At 67.3% G+C, this 16,424-nt stretch carries 14 protein-coding genes; 9 read left to right on the top strand and 5 right to left on the bottom strand.

The window, feature by feature from the left end:
• Positions 1-7: 7 nt before the first annotated feature.
• The 5 genes from K9D25_RS15190 (at position 8) to K9D25_RS15210 (ending at position 4,716) form a co-directional block, all read left to right on the top strand.
• Positions 8-1,387 carry a pyruvate dehydrogenase complex dihydrolipoamide acetyltransferase gene (locus tag K9D25_RS15190; RefSeq protein ID WP_244376448.1) on the top strand — a complete coding sequence of 460 codons (1,380 nt, stop codon included), beginning with the start codon at positions 8-10 and terminating at the stop codon, positions 1,385-1,387.
• Positions 1,388-1,396: 9 nt separating this feature from the next.
• Positions 1,397-2,815 (top strand): dihydrolipoyl dehydrogenase, encoded by a 1,419-nt coding sequence (lpdA, locus tag K9D25_RS15195; protein WP_244376449.1) that lies wholly within the window; start codon positions 1,397-1,399, stop codon positions 2,813-2,815.
• Positions 2,816-2,900: 85 nt separating this feature from the next.
• Positions 2,901-3,149, top strand: a complete 249-nt coding sequence (locus K9D25_RS15200; protein ID WP_244376450.1) for a GlsB/YeaQ/YmgE family stress response membrane protein — start codon at positions 2,901-2,903, stop codon at positions 3,147-3,149.
• 101 nt (positions 3,150-3,250) lie between these two features.
• A complete protein-coding gene (lipA, locus tag K9D25_RS15205; RefSeq protein WP_244376451.1) occupies positions 3,251-4,246 on the top strand; it encodes a lipoyl synthase in 996 nt (331 codons plus the stop codon).
• 2 nt (positions 4,247-4,248) lie between these two features.
• On the top strand, positions 4,249-4,716 hold the full coding sequence (locus K9D25_RS15210; protein WP_244376452.1) for a type II toxin-antitoxin system RatA family toxin: 468 nt from the start codon (positions 4,249-4,251) through the stop codon (positions 4,714-4,716).
• Positions 4,717-4,758: 42 nt separating this feature from the next.
• Here K9D25_RS15210 and K9D25_RS15215 read toward each other — a convergent pair whose 3' ends face one another.
• The 5 genes from K9D25_RS15215 to K9D25_RS15235 form a co-directional block, all read right to left on the bottom strand.
• Positions 4,759-5,847 carry a glycosyltransferase family 4 protein gene (locus K9D25_RS15215; protein ID WP_244376453.1) on the bottom strand — a complete coding sequence of 363 codons (1,089 nt, stop codon included), beginning with the start codon at positions 5,845-5,847 and terminating at the stop codon, positions 4,759-4,761.
• Positions 5,848-5,924: 77 nt separating this feature from the next.
• A complete protein-coding gene (locus tag K9D25_RS15220; protein WP_244376454.1) occupies positions 5,925-7,187 on the bottom strand; it encodes a hypothetical protein in 1,263 nt (420 codons plus the stop codon).
• 45 nt (positions 7,188-7,232) lie between these two features.
• Positions 7,233-8,465 carry a glycosyltransferase gene (locus K9D25_RS15225; protein ID WP_244376455.1) on the bottom strand — a complete coding sequence of 411 codons (1,233 nt, stop codon included), beginning with the start codon at positions 8,463-8,465 and terminating at the stop codon, positions 7,233-7,235.
• A gap of 76 nt (positions 8,466-8,541) precedes the next feature.
• Positions 8,542-9,048, bottom strand: coding sequence for a CinA family protein (locus tag K9D25_RS15230; protein WP_244376456.1), 507 nt, complete (start codon positions 9,046-9,048; stop codon positions 8,542-8,544).
• 10 nt (positions 9,049-9,058) lie between these two features.
• A complete protein-coding gene (locus K9D25_RS15235) occupies positions 9,059-10,225 on the bottom strand; it encodes a bifunctional 2-C-methyl-D-erythritol 4-phosphate cytidylyltransferase/2-C-methyl-D-erythritol 2,4-cyclodiphosphate synthase (protein WP_244376457.1) in 1,167 nt (388 codons plus the stop codon).
• A 198-nt stretch (positions 10,226-10,423) separates the two neighbouring features.
• On the opposite strand from K9D25_RS15235, the gene dusB reads away from it, so the two are divergent.
• The 4 genes from dusB (at position 10,424) to K9D25_RS15255 (ending at position 16,422) form a co-directional block, all read left to right on the top strand.
• Positions 10,424-11,455: a tRNA dihydrouridine synthase DusB gene (dusB, locus tag K9D25_RS15240; protein WP_244376458.1), complete on the top strand. Its 1,032-nt coding sequence runs from the start codon at positions 10,424-10,426 to the stop codon at positions 11,453-11,455.
• Positions 11,452-12,582, top strand: a complete 1,131-nt coding sequence (locus K9D25_RS15245) for a two-component system sensor histidine kinase NtrB (protein ID WP_244376459.1) — start codon at positions 11,452-11,454, stop codon at positions 12,580-12,582. The genes dusB and K9D25_RS15245 overlap by 4 nt, the downstream gene beginning before the upstream one ends.
• Before the next feature lie 8 nt (positions 12,583-12,590).
• The gene (ntrC, locus tag K9D25_RS15250) at positions 12,591-14,036 is read left to right on the top strand and encodes a nitrogen regulation protein NR(I) (RefSeq protein WP_244376460.1); all 1,446 of its coding nucleotides are present in this window, start codon (positions 12,591-12,593) and stop codon (positions 14,034-14,036) included.
• Positions 14,037-14,154: 118 nt separating this feature from the next.
• The gene (locus K9D25_RS15255) at positions 14,155-16,422 is read left to right on the top strand and encodes a sensor histidine kinase NtrY-like (protein WP_244376461.1); all 2,268 of its coding nucleotides are present in this window, start codon (positions 14,155-14,157) and stop codon (positions 16,420-16,422) included.
• Positions 16,423-16,424: the final 2 nt, after the last annotated feature.

Below are 16,424 nucleotides of genomic sequence, written 5' to 3' on the forward strand. Positions count from 1 at the left end.
AAGCGCCATGTCGATCGAAATCCTGATGCCGGCCCTGTCTCCCACCATGGAGAAGGGCAACCTCGCGAAATGGCTGAAGAAAGAGGGCGACAAGGTCGCCCCCGGCGATGTCATCGCTGAAATCGAGACCGACAAGGCCACGATGGAAGTCGAGGCCATCGACGAGGGCACGCTGGCGAAGATCGTGGTACCGGAAGGCACCGCCGATGTGCCGGTGAACCAGCTCATCGCCGTGCTCGCCACCGAGGGTGAGGACGTGAAGGCGGTGGCCGCCGGCGGCGGCGCGGCCCCGGCCAAGGCGCCAGCGGAAGCGCCCAAAACCGAGGCTCCCAAGGCTGAGGCGCCGAAGGCGGCAGCCACGCCGGCCGCCGCTACCCCGGCCGCGTCCGCCCCCGCGGCGGCTCCGGCTCCCGCCGCGTCCGGCGAGCGTGTGTTTGCCTCGCCGCTGGCGCGTCGCCTCGCCAAGGAGAAGGGCGTCGACCTCGCCTCGGTGAAGGGCTCCGGTCCGCATGGCCGCGTCGTTGCCGCCGATGTCGAGGCCGCTCCCGCCGGTGGCGCCGCCAAGGCGCCCGCGACGGCGGCAGCCGCTCCCGCCGCGGCCGCGCCCGCCCCGGCCGCGGCGCCGGCACCGGTGTCGAACAGCGCGCTCTTGGAGCAGGTGAAGACCTTCTACGAGGCCGGCACCTATGAGGAAGTGCCGCTCGACGCCATGCGCCGTGTCATTGCCCAGCGCATGACCGAGGCGCGGCAGACGGTGCCGACTTTCTACCTCACCGTCGACTGCGACGTGGACGCGCTGTTGAAGCTGCGCGAGGAGCTGAACAAGGCGGCACCGGAGAAGGACGGCAAGCCGGCTTACAAGCTCTCGGTCAACGACTTCGTCATCAAGGCCTATGCGCTTGCCTTCCAGCAGGTGCCGGATGCCAACATGGTGTGGGGCGGCGACCGCTACCTCAAGCTCAAGCATTCCGACATCGGCGTCGCGGTGGCGATCGATGGCGGCAAGGGCCTGCTGACCCCGATCATCCGCAAGGCCGAGACCAAGACGCTGTCGGCGATCTCCAACGAGACCCGCGACTTCGCCGCCCGCGCCCGCAACAAGAAGCTGATGCCGCACGAATATCAGGGCGGATCCTCGGCGATCTCGAACCTGGGCATGTTCGGCATCAAGGACTTCACCGCCATCATCAACCCGCCGCACGCCACCATTCTCGCGGTGGGGGCCAGCGAGCAGCGGGCGGTGGTGAAGAAGGGTGAGCTGGCGGTGGCCACGGTCATGACCGTCACCATTTCCTGCGACCACCGGGTGATGGACGGCGCCATGGGCGCGCAGCTGATCGGCGCCTTCAAGGCGATCATCGAAAAGCCCATGTCGATGCTGGTCTGAGGAACGATCATGGCGAACAGTTACGACGTTCTCTTCATCGGCTCCGGCCCCGGCGGCTATGTCGGCGCGATCCGCGCGGCGCAGCTCGGCCTCAAGGTCGGCGTCATCGAGCGCACCCATATTGGCGGCATCTGCCCGAACTGGGGCTGCATCCCGGCCAAGGCGCTGCTGCGCTCGGCGGAGATCTTCCACTATATCGAGCACGCCAAGGATTACGGCCTCGTCGCCGAGAAATTCGGCGTCGACATTTCAGGCGTCGTCAAGCGCTCGCGCGGCATTGCGGCGCAGATGAGCAATGGCGTCGGCTTCCTGCTCAAGAAGAACAAGGTCGACGTGATCTGGGGGCAGGCGAGCCTCACCGCGCCGGGCAAGGTGACGGTGGCGCCTGTGGCCGAGCCGGCGCCGAAGGGCGCGCTGGCGGCCGGCGAGTACACCGCCAAGAACATCGTCATCGCCACCGGCGCCCGCCCGCGCGCGCTGCCGGGCATCGAGCCGGACAAGAAGCTCATCTGGACCTATTTCGAGGCGCTGGCACCGGCGAGCGTGCCGAAGTCGCTGCTGATCATGGGCTCCGGTGCCATCGGCGTCGAGTTCGCCACCTTCTACAAGACGATGGGTTCGGACGTGACCATCGTCGAGCTGCTGCCGCAGATCCTCCCCGTCGAAGATGCCGAGATCGCCGAGCACGCGCGCAAGCGCTTCGAGAAGCAGGGCATCAAGATCCTCACCGGTGCGAAGGTCTCCAAGGTGGTGAAGGGCGCGGACAGCGTCACCGCCACCATCGAGACCGCCGACGGCAAGGTCGAGACCCTCACCGCCGAGCGGCTGATTTCCGCCGTCGGCGTGGTCGGCAATATCGAGAATCTCGGCCTTGAGACGCTCGGCGTGAAGACCGACCGCGGCTGCGTGGTGGTCGACGGCCTGTGCCGCACCAATGTGCCGGGCGTCTGGGCGATCGGCGATGTCGCCGGCCCGCCCATGCTGGCGCACAAGGCCGAGCATGAGGGCGTGATCGCTGCCGAGGCCATTGCCGGCAAGCATGCCCATGCCATGGACAAGCTGATGATTCCCGGCTGCACCTATTGCATGCCGCAGATCGCTTCCGTCGGCCTCACCGAGAAAAAGGCGAAGGAAGCCGGCTACGAGATCAAGGTCGGCCGCTTCCCCTTCATCGGCAATGGCAAGGCGGTGGCGCTGGGCGAGCCGGACGGGCTGGTGAAGACGATTTTCGACGCCAAGACCGGCCGCCTGCTCGGCGCGCATCTTGTCGGCGCCGAGGTCACCGAGCTCATCCAGGGCTTCGTGCTGGCGATGAATCTGGAAACCACCGAGGAAGAGCTGATCAACGCGGTCTTCCCGCACCCGACGGTTTCTGAAACGATGCATGAGAGCGTGCTCAGCGCCTATGGGCGGGCGATCCACGTCTGAGGGGAGGGCGGCCGCGTGCCGCCCTTGTTCTCGGCCGCGCGGAACGCCACATGCATGCGCAACAACGGCCTGATGGGGACGGGACATGACGGGCGTGGGGTTCTTTGCGACGATCATCATCGGCATTCTCGCCGGCTGGATCGCCGAGCGGACGATGGGGCGCAGCCACGGGCTGCTGACCAATCTCATCGTCGGTATCATCGGGTCGTTTCTCGGTGCCGTGCTGTTCTCGGCGCTGAACATCAATGTCGCGGCCGGGTGGATCGGGAGCTTGATCGTCTCGACCGTCGGCGCCATCGTGCTGCTGTTCCTGCTCGGCCTGTTCCGCCGCTGACGCAGGGGCGTCGTGCAGCGGCGCCGGTCGACGCCGCTGCGGCCCTGAACTAGGAAGGACCCTGAAGGCCGCTTCGGCCTTGCGGTCCGGGAAAGCCGTCAATGGTCGTCGTTCTCAACACTCTGAACCGCGCGCTGGAAAAGCCCCGCCATCCCGAGAAGGCGAAGCGGGCGGAAACGCCGGTGCTGAAGAAGCCGGACTGGATCCGCGTTCGCGCCCCCGGCACGCCCGGCTGGCAGGAGACGGCGGACATCGTCCGCGCCAACGGCCTCGTCACCGTGTGCGAGGAGGCGAGCTGCCCGAATATTGGCGAGTGCTGGCAGAAGAAGCACGCCACCTTCATGATCATGGGCGACACCTGCACCCGCGCCTGTGCCTTCTGCAATGTCCGCACCGGCATGCCCGGCCCGCTGGACCGCGACGAGCCGCAGAAGGTGGCGGATGCGGTGGCCCGGCTGGGACTGGAACATGTCGTCGTCACCTCGGTCGACCGCGACGATCTCGCCGATGGCGGCGCCGAGCATTTCGCCCGCACCATCCGCGCCATCCGCGCCACCAGCCCGAAGACCACGATCGAAATTCTCACCCCCGATTTCCTGCGCAAGGAGGGGGCGCTGGAAGTGGTGGTCGAGGCGCGGCCGGACGTGTTCAACCACAATCTCGAATGCGTGCCCTCGCTCTATCTCAAGGTGCGGCCCGGCGCGCGCTATTTCCATTCGCTGCGGCTGCTGCAGCGGGTGAAGGAACTCGATCCGTCCATCTTCACCAAGTCGGGCATCATGGTGGGGCTGGGCGAGGTGCGGCACGAGGTGCTGCAGCTGATGGACGATCTGCGCTCCGCCGATATCGACTTCATGACCATCGGCCAATATCTGCAGCCGACCCGCAAGCACCACCCGGTCATGGCCTTCGTGACGCCGGAGGAGTTCAAATCCTACGAGACGGTGGCCTATGCCAAGGGCTTCCTCATGGTGTCGTCGAGCCCTCTCACGCGCTCGTCCCACCATGCCGGCGAGGATTTTGCCCGGCTGCGCGCGGCGCGGGCCGGCAAGGCGGCCGTGGGCGCGGGAGTGGCGTCCGTCACGGTTCCCGCCTGACCATGCCGTCCTTCACCAATAAGCGGCGCGTGCGCCACTCCGCCACCGACATGTTCGACCTGGTGGCGGATGTGGAGCGCTACCCGGAATTCGTGCCGCTGTGCGAGAACCTGCATGTGCGCCGCCGCGTGGCGAGCGGGGAGGGCGTGGACATCCTCGTCGCCGACATGACCGTCGCCTACAAGATGTTCCGCGAGAGTTTCGCCAGCCGGGTCACGCTCGACCGGCCGCGCCTGTCCATCGTGGTGGAATATCTCGACGGCCCGTTCAGCCGGCTGGAGAACCGCTGGACCTTCCGGCCGGAGAGCGAGGCGGCGAGCGAGGTCGAGTTCTACATCGCCTATGAATTCCGCTCGCGCACGCTCGGCCTGTTGATGGGCGCGATGTTCGACGCCGCCTTCCGCCGCTTCGCCGAAGCCTTCGAGCAACGCGCCGATGAGGTGTATGGCCGGCGGGAGATGGTGGGGTAGGGCGAGGCCCCGTGTCAGGGGGCTCGGTCAGTGCCCGATGCGCTAGGCATCGGCCTGCCGCTGCCGCCAAGCGTCCACGAAGTCTTCCGCATAGGGGCGCAGGCGTTCCCTAAGGCTCGGGCGATAGGTCACCTCAAGGCTTTCAATTATTGAGATGAAGTGCTGGATCGAGCTGTCCAGTGCCGCTTGGGACCAGCGCTCAGCCGACGCGCGCGCCGCCACACCGAGCGCGTCGAGCCGCTCCGCATCATTCAGGATGGCCGACGCGACGGACAGAATGTCAGGGTCGGGAGCCAGGACGATACCGGGAATGGGCGGGAGATGGCGGAATGTCGATTGCCGCGCCACCACCGGTACGCCGACCGAAAGCGACTCGGCGAAGACGCGCGGGAAGCCTTCGGAGGTGGAAGGGTGGACCATGAGCCGGGACTGCCGAATGGCCGCATAGACATCCGCCGCCCCGACGTTTCCAAGAAACGCAGGCCGATTTAGCGTATTCCCCTGCCGCTCGACGTTGCCGCGCTCTGGCCCGTCGCCGACGAAGCAAAGACGCCACGTGTCGGCGAGCGGCAGGAGGTCGATCTGCCGCTTGATCGGAATGAATGACCCCACATTAACGATGTCGTAGGGCGTGGTGCGCGGCCCGGGAAGTTGCGCAAGATCCCACCGGATGAGCTTTGGAAAGAACATCCTGTGCTGCAGCCGAACATAAGCGGATCGCGCGGGGGCGATCTGCCCGTCATACTCTTCCAGCACGATATGAACCCTTGGATCATGCCGGCGATGGGTAGTCGCCCCTCCGATAATCGACACAATAAGGGCCTTTGGGCCTACCGCCCGGATAGCGCTATAGACGGCGCGGTAATCCGGCCCGTTGACGATGAGAACATCGGGCTGATCTTCTCGGATCTGGTCCAGCAACGCAGACGAATAGGCAGCATGGGGGTCTGAGCCGTGCTGGGCATCGTTCGCGAACAGACGGATGAAGGCGTTGTTCTTCCCCTCGGTCGCGGCAATTCGATAGGCAAGTGCATCATGGCCGCTCGCGCAAAGCGCTTCGATCAGCAGTCCTTCCCGCACTTCAGGGCCAAAATCGTCGGCGGGGTGGCCAAGGACCAGCCTTATCTTCATCCCAGTTGCCTCGCCTCTAAGGTCAGTCCTTTGCGTGCCGGACCCCTTCACGCGCTGGTGGCGGTGTCCGCGCACCATCAAGGCTCCGGCCCTTTCAAGCGCGCTTCCAGTTCGCGCCAGCCCTTGTCATCTGCGGCAAGGTAGCTCTTCGGACATGTCTTATCCATGAAGCCCCTGGGGCCAAGCGTATGGTCATCCCTGATTTCGCGTAAGACAAGACCGCTGTCGTACAGGATACCCGCCACGTCCCCCAAAGTGGCCCCACCTGCCTCCAGTCGGGAGGGAACGAGGTCGAGCATGAGATAGGGCCGCGGTCCCGCCGCGAGCGCGACGCCGAGGCGCTTCAGTCCTTCAACGCCAAGCGGTTCGAGGTCGATCCTGAGCAGGGTCGCCGGCCGCGCATCGAGCGCGGACAGGAGCATGTCGAGGGGGCATCCGCTGCCCAGTGTGCGCAGTTGACCTTCGCGGCCGACAGCGGCGGCGACGTGGTGCGTGAAGGCCTCATTGCGCGTGCCGGCGTCGAGGACCCCATCGCCTGGTCTGAGCAGGTGTCGGATCAATGAGGCTGCCGGGGCCGGCAGGGCGGGGGGGCTGCCCTCGCCGGGTCCCGATGCGCCTTCGGCGCCCTTCATTTTGACGAGCCGGGCCTTTATCCGCTGCAGCAGGCGGCGATAGGCAGGCCGTTCCCAGTCGCCAGATGGCGGGCGCGAGAGGGCGGGGGCGGGGAGCGGCACACAACCGTCCATCGCGCCGCCTTGGGCCCGCATCGGTCCGGTATAGTGAATGATGAAATCGCCGGAGGTCGCGGGCGGCACGATCTTGTTCCAGCGGTCATCGAGAATGAACGTCTTCGAACGGAACGGCTCGTCCTTGAGGAAATGGATGAAGTGACCATTCTCGCCATGAGCGGTGACCCGGTCTTCTTCAGGCAGTTCCTTGTGCCGGTTGGCGAGGCATCGCTCCAGGAAGGCAGGGGCCGTAGAACCCGCGCCACCGCGGAACAGGACGACGCCTGAATTCGGCCGGCCGGACCACCCGTTGGCGATGAAGATGTCGCAGCCCGGCTCCCGCTCCAACAGATCGGTGAAGCGCGGGGCATGGGCGCGGATGCAGGCGTCACTATCAAGGAGAAAAACGTCGTGGCCCCCCACCAGAAGAGCCCGACATGCCTTCACCTTCGCCCAATGAGGAGGAAGGGTGGGATAGGCATTCGTCGTCATCAGCTGGTGGTCGTAGCCGTGACGGGCGGCATAACGCTGCTGGCTTTCGATGCAGTGCAGCCAGAGATACTGAAATCCGTCGGTGGCAATGGTGACGAGGGTGGGCTGCGGTGATGACATGGGGTGCGGTAATGACATGGGGTCCGCGGACGAGTCGACAGAGCACTATGAATACAGGGGCGTCCCATCGCCGAGCAGTTCTTGCAGCCCCATGCGCTGGCGCTGGTTCCAATCCGCCGCCGCAATGCGCGCCTGCTCGCCGGCGTGCACGCAGCGTGCCGGGTCCAGCGTCAGCGCCGTGAGCGCTTCGGCATAGGCGTGCCAGTCGCCGTCCGGCAGGATGCGCAACCCTTCGCCGGCCAGCGCGCTGAGCCCGCGCGCGCCGGTCTCCGTGGCAATGACAGGAGCGCCGGCAGCGAGCGATTCCAGCGCCTTTACCGAAACGCCGGAGCCGCTCAGCACCGGGTTGAGCGAGATGGGAGCGCGTGCGAACACGTCGCTCAGCCGCTCGAAGCGGCCGATTTTGTCCATCTGCGGATGGTCCGGCACCTCGCCGCAAATGCCGCCGGCGAGGATCAGGCGGAAGTCGGGGTCGCGACGCAGGACTTCCGGCAGGCCCCGTTGCAGGAAAAGGCTCAAGGCCTGAACATTGGCGCTATTGAAGGACGCGACAAACGCCGCCCGGTGCGGCGGGCCGTGGTCGGTGCGCGGCTCGATGTCGGGCAGGAAATGGCTCACGACCCGCACGAGAGGCGGGGAGGGCTGCCCTTGCAGCATCCGGGTGAAGGCCTGCGCCTCATCCTCCTGGATGGCGAGCACGCCGTCCGCGCGCATCAGTCCCCGCCGTTCCGCCTCGGGGCGCAGCGAAATCCAATGGGCGCCGCCAAGGCCGTTGGCGGCATAGCCGACATGTCGGTTGGAGAACTGGTCATGCGTGTCGATCAGTGTCCGCACCGGCGCGGGCAGGCCGACCAGAACCGCCGAATGGAACACATACTCGACCAGACAGACATCGCAGCCGCGCGCGACGATGAGCGCCTGCGCGGCCCTGACCGTCTCGGGCGAAATGTGCGAATCGAGCGGGCGCCAGTGCCGCCAGGATGTGTAGATTCCCAGGGCCTTCGAGACGCGCGACAGCGCCCGGACCGGAAACACCTTCAGCCATTTGGCGAGGCGGGCGGGCGCGGATAGCCGGGTGAGGTCATAGTAGTTGCCGCGGCCGACCAGCTCTTCGTGGCGGGCGACGCTTTCGGCGGCGTCGTAGGGCCCGCTGGGGATCTGGATGAAGATCACCTCATGGCCGAGGCCCAACAGCGCCTGCACCAGCCCAAGCACGCGCGCCCGGTTGCCGGCCGTCGTCGGATAGACCGGGATATGCGAGACAATCGCCAGCCGCATTGACGCCTTTAACCTGTTACCTCGACGCTACGTCGGCTCTCTCGACCGGCATTACAAGCCTTAACTGAAGCTTCCCTCAGTCCCGCGTGCCAGTGAGTTCCGCCAGCATCGCGAGGGCCGTGAGGGTGGCGAGGCGCCGGACGCCGGCCCGGTCCTGTCCGGCAAAGACCTCGCGCCGGGTGATCACCTTGCCCTCAACGGTGCCGGCGGCGAAATGCACGAGGCCGACCGGCTTGGCGTCCGAACCGCCGCCAGGGCCGGCAATGCCGGTGACGGAGACGCCGAGCGAGGTGCCGGCGACCCGCAGAAGGCCGCTGACCATTTCGCGCGCGGTCTCTTCGCTCACCGCGCCATGGGCCTCCAGCGTCGCGGCGGAGACGCCAAGCATCTCCCGCTTGGCGGCGTTGGAATAGGTGACGACGCCGCGGTCCACCACGTCCGAGGAGCCGGCGATCGCGGTGAGGGCGGCGGCGACGAGGCCGCCGGTGCAGGATTCGGCGGTGGCGACGGTCAGTCCGCGCGCCCGGCACAGGTCGAGCACCCGGATCGCTTCTAATTCGCTGGCTCGCTCCGCGTCATCCATGGCCGTCTCCTCAGTCGATCCAGGGCAGGCGCACCGTCGCGGCGGCCAGCGCAGCGATGCCCTCGCGGCGCCCGGTGAAGCCAAGCCGCTCGCTGGTCGTCGCCTTCACGCTGACGCGCGCCACGGAAATGTCAACGATGGCCGCGATCCGCGCGCGCATCGCCTCGCGGTGCGGGCCAATCTTCGGCGCCTCGCAGATCACGGTGGCGTCGAGATGGGCGATACGCCCGCCGGCGGCGCGCACGAGAGCGGCGGCATGGGCGAGGAACTGGTCCGAGGCCGCGCCCTTCCATTGCGGGTCGGAGGGCGGGAAATGATGGCCGATATCCCCGCTGCCGATGGTGCCGAGCAGCGCATCGGTGAGGGCATGCAGCACCACATCGGCGTCGGAGTGGCCGGCGAGGGCGAATTCGTGGGGAATGCGCACGCCGCCCAGCATCACATGGTCGCCGGGCCCGAAGGCATGCACGTCGAAGCCGGTCGCGGTGCGGACATCGGCGAGTTCGGCCAGCAGATGGCGTTCGGCGGTCACGAAATCCTCCCGCGTGGTGAGTTTGAAATTGGCGGGGTCGCCGGGGAAGGCGGCGACGCGGTGGCCGGCGGCCTCGGCCACGGCGGCATCGTCGGTCAGGTCGTCCGCGCCCGCCTGCGCGCGATGCGCGGCGCGGATGAGGTCATAGCGGAACGCCTGCGGGGTCTGGACGCCGCGCACGGCACTCCGATCCGGGCCGGTCGTCAGGAAGCCGTCCGCGGCAAGCGCTTTCAGCGTGTCGACCACCGGCAGGGCTGGGACGGCGGCGCCCTCCGCAGCGGCGGTGGCGATCGCCTGCGCCACCAGCCGGGGCGAGACGAAAGGCCGCGCCGCATCGTGGATCAGCACGAGGTCGGGCGGGTCCTGCGCCAGCGCGTCGAGCCCCGCGCGCACCGAGGCCTGCCGCGTCGCGCCGCCCGCCACCGGCGGCAGCACGCCGTCGAGGCCGGCGAGGGCGCTGGCGCACAAGGCGGCATGTTCCGGCGAAATCACCGGCAGGACATGGCGGACACCGGGCTGGCCGAGAAAGGCCATCAGCGTGTGGCGAAGTACAGGCACACCGCCGAGCGGGCGATACTGCTTGGGCCGCCCCTCGCCCGCCCGCAGGCCGCTGCCTGCCGCCACCACGATCACGTCCGTCCGCATCGCCTCGGTTTCCGCCCCTTTGCTGACTGCCGCCGCCGCAGCCCAGACTTGCCCTGCCGGCTCGTTTAGCGCAAAAGCGGCGTCTCATTGCAAAAGATTTGGCTTACGCCCTTCGCATGGGTTGATGACACGCTCAGCATGGCTATTATCTAGGCACCGCTGGTCGGGCTTATTTAATGTGCATCGAGTGATCGCCGCTTGACCCCTTATTCTTCTCCCGTCGGCAATCTTCACATCGGCCGCGTCGCGTTGCCGGGGGCGGTGGTGCTCGCGCCCATGGCCGGCATTACCGATGCGCCGATGCGGCGCATGGCCTTGCGCTATGGCGCCTCGCTCGCCGTGTCCGAAATGGTCGCCGCCGGCGCCTTTGAAACCGGACATGAGGAGACGGTGCTGCGAGCCGAAGGGGCAGGGGTGGCGGTCCACGCGGTCCAGTTGGCCGGCAACGAGCCCGAATCGCTGGCCCGCGCCGCCTGCCTCGCCGAAGCCGCCGGCGCTGCGCTCATCGACATCAACATGGGCTGCCCGGCCAAGCGCGTCACCACCGGGCTCGCCGGATCGGCGCTGCTGCGCGACCTCGATCTCGCGACCCGGCTCATCGCCGCCGTGGTCGAGGCGGTGGACGTGCCGGTGACACTGAAGACCCGCCTCGGCTGGGACGACGCGGCGACGGTCGCTCCGGAACTCGCCCGCCGTGCGGAAGCGCTCGGCGTCAAGATGATCACCATTCACGGGCGCACGCGCTGCCAGTTCTACACTGGCCGCGCCGACTGGGCGGCGATCCGCGCGGTCAAGGAGGCTGTCTCGATCCCGGTGCTCGCCAATGGCGATCTCGTGGCGGTGGAGGACGCGACTGCCATGCTCGCCGCCTCCGGTGCCGATGGGGTGATGATCGGCCGTGGCGCACAGGGGCGTCCCTGGTTTCCCGGCCAGGTCGCCGCCTTTTTGCGCAACGGCCTCGTCCCGGCGGACCCGCCGCTGGCCGAACAGCGCGACGTGCTGGTCGAGCTTTATGAGGGCTGGCTGTCGCATTACGGGCGCGAACTCGGCATGCGCTGCGCCCGCAAGCATATCGGCTGGTCGCTCGCCGCAGCGGTCGCCAGTGCCGGCCGTCCGCCGGAAATGGCGACCGGCTGGCGCCAGCGCCTTCTCACCCTCGAGGATCCGGCGCGTGTCGTCACCGGACTCCGCGACGCCTATGACGACATTGGATGGAGAGAAGCTGCATGAGTTCGGTTTCCTCGCAACGGCCTGGCCCGCGCGCGGGCAGCGCGACCGCGGAAGCCGTCGTGAATGCGCTCCCGCATCCGGTGATCACGGTTGCGGAAGACAACCGGCTGGTGGACGCCAATGTGGCGGCTGAAGCCTTCTTCGAGGCGTCGCTGGCGGTTCTGGTGCGGCACAGGCTTCAGGAATTCGTGCCCTTTGGCAGCCCGATCCTGTCGCTGGTGGAGCAGGTGCGCACGCGCGGCGCGGCGGTGAACGAGTATCGGGTCGATCTCGGCACGCCGCGCAATGGCGGCGAGCGCATCGTCGACATTCATGTCGCGCCCCTGTCGGAGGTGGCGGGCCATGTCGTCATCATGCTGCAGGAGCGCACCATCGCCGACAAGATGGACCGGCAGCTCACCCATCGCGGCGCCGCCCGCTCGGTGACGGCGCTGGCCTCGATGCTGGCGCATGAGATCAAGAACCCGCTCTCGGGTATTCGCGGTGCAGCGCAGCTGCTCGAACTCTCGGCCAGCGACGACGACCGCTCGCTGACCCGGCTGATCACCGACGAGGCCGACCGCATCGTCAAGCTGGTCGACCGCATGGAGGTGTTCTCCGACGAGCGGCCGATCGAACGCGAGCCGGTCAATATCCACGCGGTGCTGGAACATGTGCGCACGCTGGCGACCACCGGCTTCGCCCGCCACATCCGCTTCGTCGAGGAATACGACCCCTCGCTGCCCCCGGTATTGGCCAATCGCGACCAGCTGATTCAGGTGTTCCTCAATCTGGTGAAGAACGCCGCCGAAGCCATTGGCGATTCGCCCGATGGTGAGATCCAGCTTACCACCGCCTTCCGCCCCGGAGTGCGGCTGATGATGCCCGGCGCCCCGGCGCGGGTGAGCCTGCCGCTGGAATTCTGCGTGCGCGATAACGGTCCCGGCGTGCCGGAAGACCTGATGCCGCACCTCTTCGATCCCTTCGTCACCACCAAGCCGACCGGCACCGGCCTCGGCCTCGCGCTGGTGGCGAAGATCGTCGGCGACCATGGCGGCATCATCGAATGCGACAGCCAGCCGCGCCGCACCACCTTCCGTGTCCTCATGCCCATGTACCGCGCCAGCCGCGGTGACGAGAAGAGTTGAGAACCGCCATGCCGACGGGAAGTATCCTGGTTGCCGATGACGACGCTGCCATCCGCACCGTGCTCAATCAGGCGCTGTCGCGGGCGGGCTATGAGGTGCGCTCCTGCGGCAACGCGGCGACGCTCTGGCGCTGGGTCAGCCAGGGCGACGGCGACCTCGTCATCACCGATGTGGTGATGCCGGACGAGAACGCGTTTGACCTGTTGCCGCGCATCAAGAAGGTGCGCCCCGATCTGCCGGTCATCGTCATGAGCGCGCAGAACACCTTCATGACGGCGATCCGCGCCTCGGAGAAGGGCGCCTATGAATATCTGCCCAAGCCCTTCGACCTGAAGGAGCTGATCTCCATCGTCGGCCGCGCCCTGTCCGAGCCGAAGAAGCCGGAGAACGCGCTCAAAGGTCTGGGCGAGGACGCCGACAACATTCCGCTCGTCGGCCGCTCGCCGGCGATGCAGGATATTTACCGCGTGCTGGCGCGGCTGATGCAGACCGATCTCACCGTGATGATTGCGGGCGAGAGCGGCACCGGCAAGGAGCTGGTCGCCCGCGCGCTGCATGATTACGGCAAGCGCCGCAACGGGCCGTTCGTCGCCATCAACATGGCGGCAATTCCGCGCGACCTCATCGAATCCGAGCTGTTCGGCCATGAGAAGGGGGCGTTCACCGGCGCCAATGCGCGCTCGGCCGGCCGTTTCGAGCAGGCGGAAGGCGGCACGCTGTTCCTCGACGAGATCGGCGACATGCCGATGGAGGCGCAGACGCGGCTGCTGCGCGTGCTGCAGCAGGGCGAATACACCACGGTCGGCGGGCGCACCGCCATCAAGACCGATGTGCGCATCGTCGCCGCCACCAACAAGGACCTGCGCATCCTCATCCAGCAGGGTCTGTTCCGCGAGGATTTGTTCTTCCGCCTCAATGTCGTGCCGCTGCGTCTGCCGCCGCTGCGCGAACGCGCGGAGGACGTGCCGGATCTCGCCCGACACTTCTTCCTGCAGGCCGAGCGCGAAGGGCTGCCGCGCAAGCAGATCGACGCTGCCGCGCTCGACCGGCTCAAGCGCTACCGCTGGCCGGGCAATGTGCGCGAGCTGGAGAACCTGATCCGCCGCCTCGCCGCGCTCTATCCGCAGGAAGTCATCACCGGCTCGATCATCGAGGCGGAACTCTCCACCCCGGTGGCACCGCCGACACCGGAGGAAAACGGCCAGGACGAAACGCTCTCCGCCTCGGTGGAGCGTCATCTCAACGCCTATTTCGGCGGCTTCGGCGAGAATCTGCCCCCGCCGGGCCTCTATCACCGCATCCTCAAGGATGTGGAATATCCGCTCCTCTCCGCCGCGCTGGCGGCGACGCGCGGTAACCAGATCAAGGCGGCGGAATTGCTGGGCCTGAACCGCAACACACTGCGCAAGAAGATCCGGGATCTGGACATCCAGATAATCCGCACCAGTCGGTGAGCGCCTTACGCCCTCGCGAATAAAGGCGGGGGCGGCTCATCATTGTCACATTTTTGCACCAGTGTCGTATCACTGCATCAGTCGGGCGGGCTGATTCCCGCCGCCAACAGGGTGATGGATGAGCGACACCTCGACCGGCGCAACGGACCGGCACGAAGCACTCGACCTCGGCGGGATGGGCTTCCGTTTCTCGCTCTGGGGGCTGGCGCCGCTGGCGGTGCTGCTGGCGCTGCTCATCGCGCTGGCGAGCTTCATCATCCTCATCGGCATCACCCCGCTGGTGCCCTCGCAGGACGTGATCATCGTCGTCCTGTGCCTTAACGGCGTCATGTCGCTGGTGCTGCTCAGCATCATCGGCCGCGAGGTGTGGCGCATCGTCAAGGCCCGCCAGCGCGGACGGGCGGCGGCGCGGCTGCATGTGCGCGTGGTCGGGCTGTTCGGCGTGGTGGCGGTGGTGCCGGCGCTGCTCGTCGCCATCCTCGCCAGCATCACCCTCGACAAGGGGCTCGACCGCTGGTTCTCGGTGCGCACCCGCGCCATCGTCGACAATGCGGTGTCGGTCGCCCAGACCTATGTGCGCGAGCACGCCTATTCGATCCGCGGCGACGTACTCGGCATGGCGCGCGATCTCCAGCGCATCCGTCCGCTATGGGATCAGGACCGCAGCCGCTTCCGCCAGGCATTGACCGCGCAGGCGGTAGTGCGCGGCCTGCCCGCCGCCATGATCATCGACAAGGACCTGCAGGTCATCGACCGCGCCACCATTCGTGTCGGCCGCGAATTCGTCGTGCCGGCCAATCTGGCGCTAAAGGACGCAACCGACGAACAGCCGCTGATCTATCTTCCGGGCGATGCCGATTATGTCGGCGCGGTGATCCCGCTGAAGGATTTCGGCGATCTCTATCTCTACGTCGCCCGCGCCGTCGATCCGAAGGTGATCGACTATCTCAAGGAAACGCAGGCCGCCGTCGTCGACTATCGCAACCTCGAACAGCAGCGCGTCGGCGTGCAGGTGGCGTTCGCGGTGCTCTATGCGGTGATCTCGCTCACCGTGCTGCTCTGCGCGGTCTGGCTCGGCATCAATTTCGCCAACCGCCTGGTGGCGCCGATCCGCCGCCTGATCGGCGCCGCCGATCTCGTCGCCGCCGGCAATCTGTTCGTCGAGGTGCCGGTGCGCCGCACCGAGGGCGATCTGTCGAGCCTTGCCGAGACCTTCAACAAGATGACGCAGGAGCTGCGCACCCAGCGCGACGACATCGTTCAGGCCCGCGACCAGATCGACACCCGCCGGCGCTTCACCGAGGCGGTGCTCTCCGGTGTCGGCGCCGGCGTCATCGGCCTCGATCCGCAGGGGCGCATTTCCATCATCAACCGCCCGGCGGAGAAGCTGCTCGGCGTGGTGGAGGCGGATGTGCTGGGCACCGAGCTTGGCGCGGTCGTGCCGGAAGTGGCGCCGCTGCTCGCCCAGGCGATGGAGCCGGGCGAGCGCAGCGTGCAGGCCAATACCACGCTCACCCGCAATGGCCGCGACCGCGTGATCGCGGTGCGCGTGACCACCGAGCAGTCACGCGAGGCCGAACATGGCTGGGTGGTCACGCTCGACGACATCACCGAGCTGGTGGTGGCGCAACGCAGCTCCGCCTGGGCCGATGTCGCCCGCCGCATCGCCCACGAGATCAAGAACCCGCTCACCCCGATCCAGCTCTCCGCCGAACGGCTGCGCCGGCGCTACGGCAAGGTGATCGGCGAGGACCGCGAAGTGTTCGACCAGTGCACGGAAACCATCATCCGGCAGGTCGGCGATATCGGCCGCATGGTGGATGAGTTCTCCTCCTTCGCCCGCATGCCCAAGCCCGTCGCCGAGGCGCAGGACATTGGCGAGACGGCGCGGCAGGTGGTGTTCCTCATGCGGGTCGGCAATCCCGACATCGTCATCGACCTCGAACTGCCGGAGCAGCCGGTGGTCGCCCGTTTCGATCGCCGCCTCGTCTCGCAGGCGCTGACCAACATCATCAAGAACGCCACCGAGGCGCTGGCGGCGGTGCCGGCGGAAGAGCGCACCGAGCCGGCGCGCATTCAGGTGAAAGTGCATGCCACCGAGCGGATGGTGGACATTGACGTTGTCGACAATGGCAAGGGCCTGCCGACCGAGAACCGGGCGCGGCTGCTGGAGCCCTATGTGACGACGCGCGAGAAGGGCACCGGGCTCGGCCTCGCGATCGTCGGAAAGATCATGGAAGAGCACGGCGGCGGCATCGAGCTCGACGATGCGCCCGAAGGGCGGGGCGCGTGGATTCGCCTGCACTTCGCGCGCGACGGCGGCCCCACCGCCGCCAATGACGGAAAAGGCAACGGCGGGGCCCCCACCCCCCGTGTGGTCGGCTGAAG

The organism is Ancylobacter polymorphus, from assembly GCF_022836935.1.
GTDB lineage: Bacteria > Pseudomonadota > Alphaproteobacteria > Rhizobiales > Xanthobacteraceae > Ancylobacter > Ancylobacter polymorphus_A.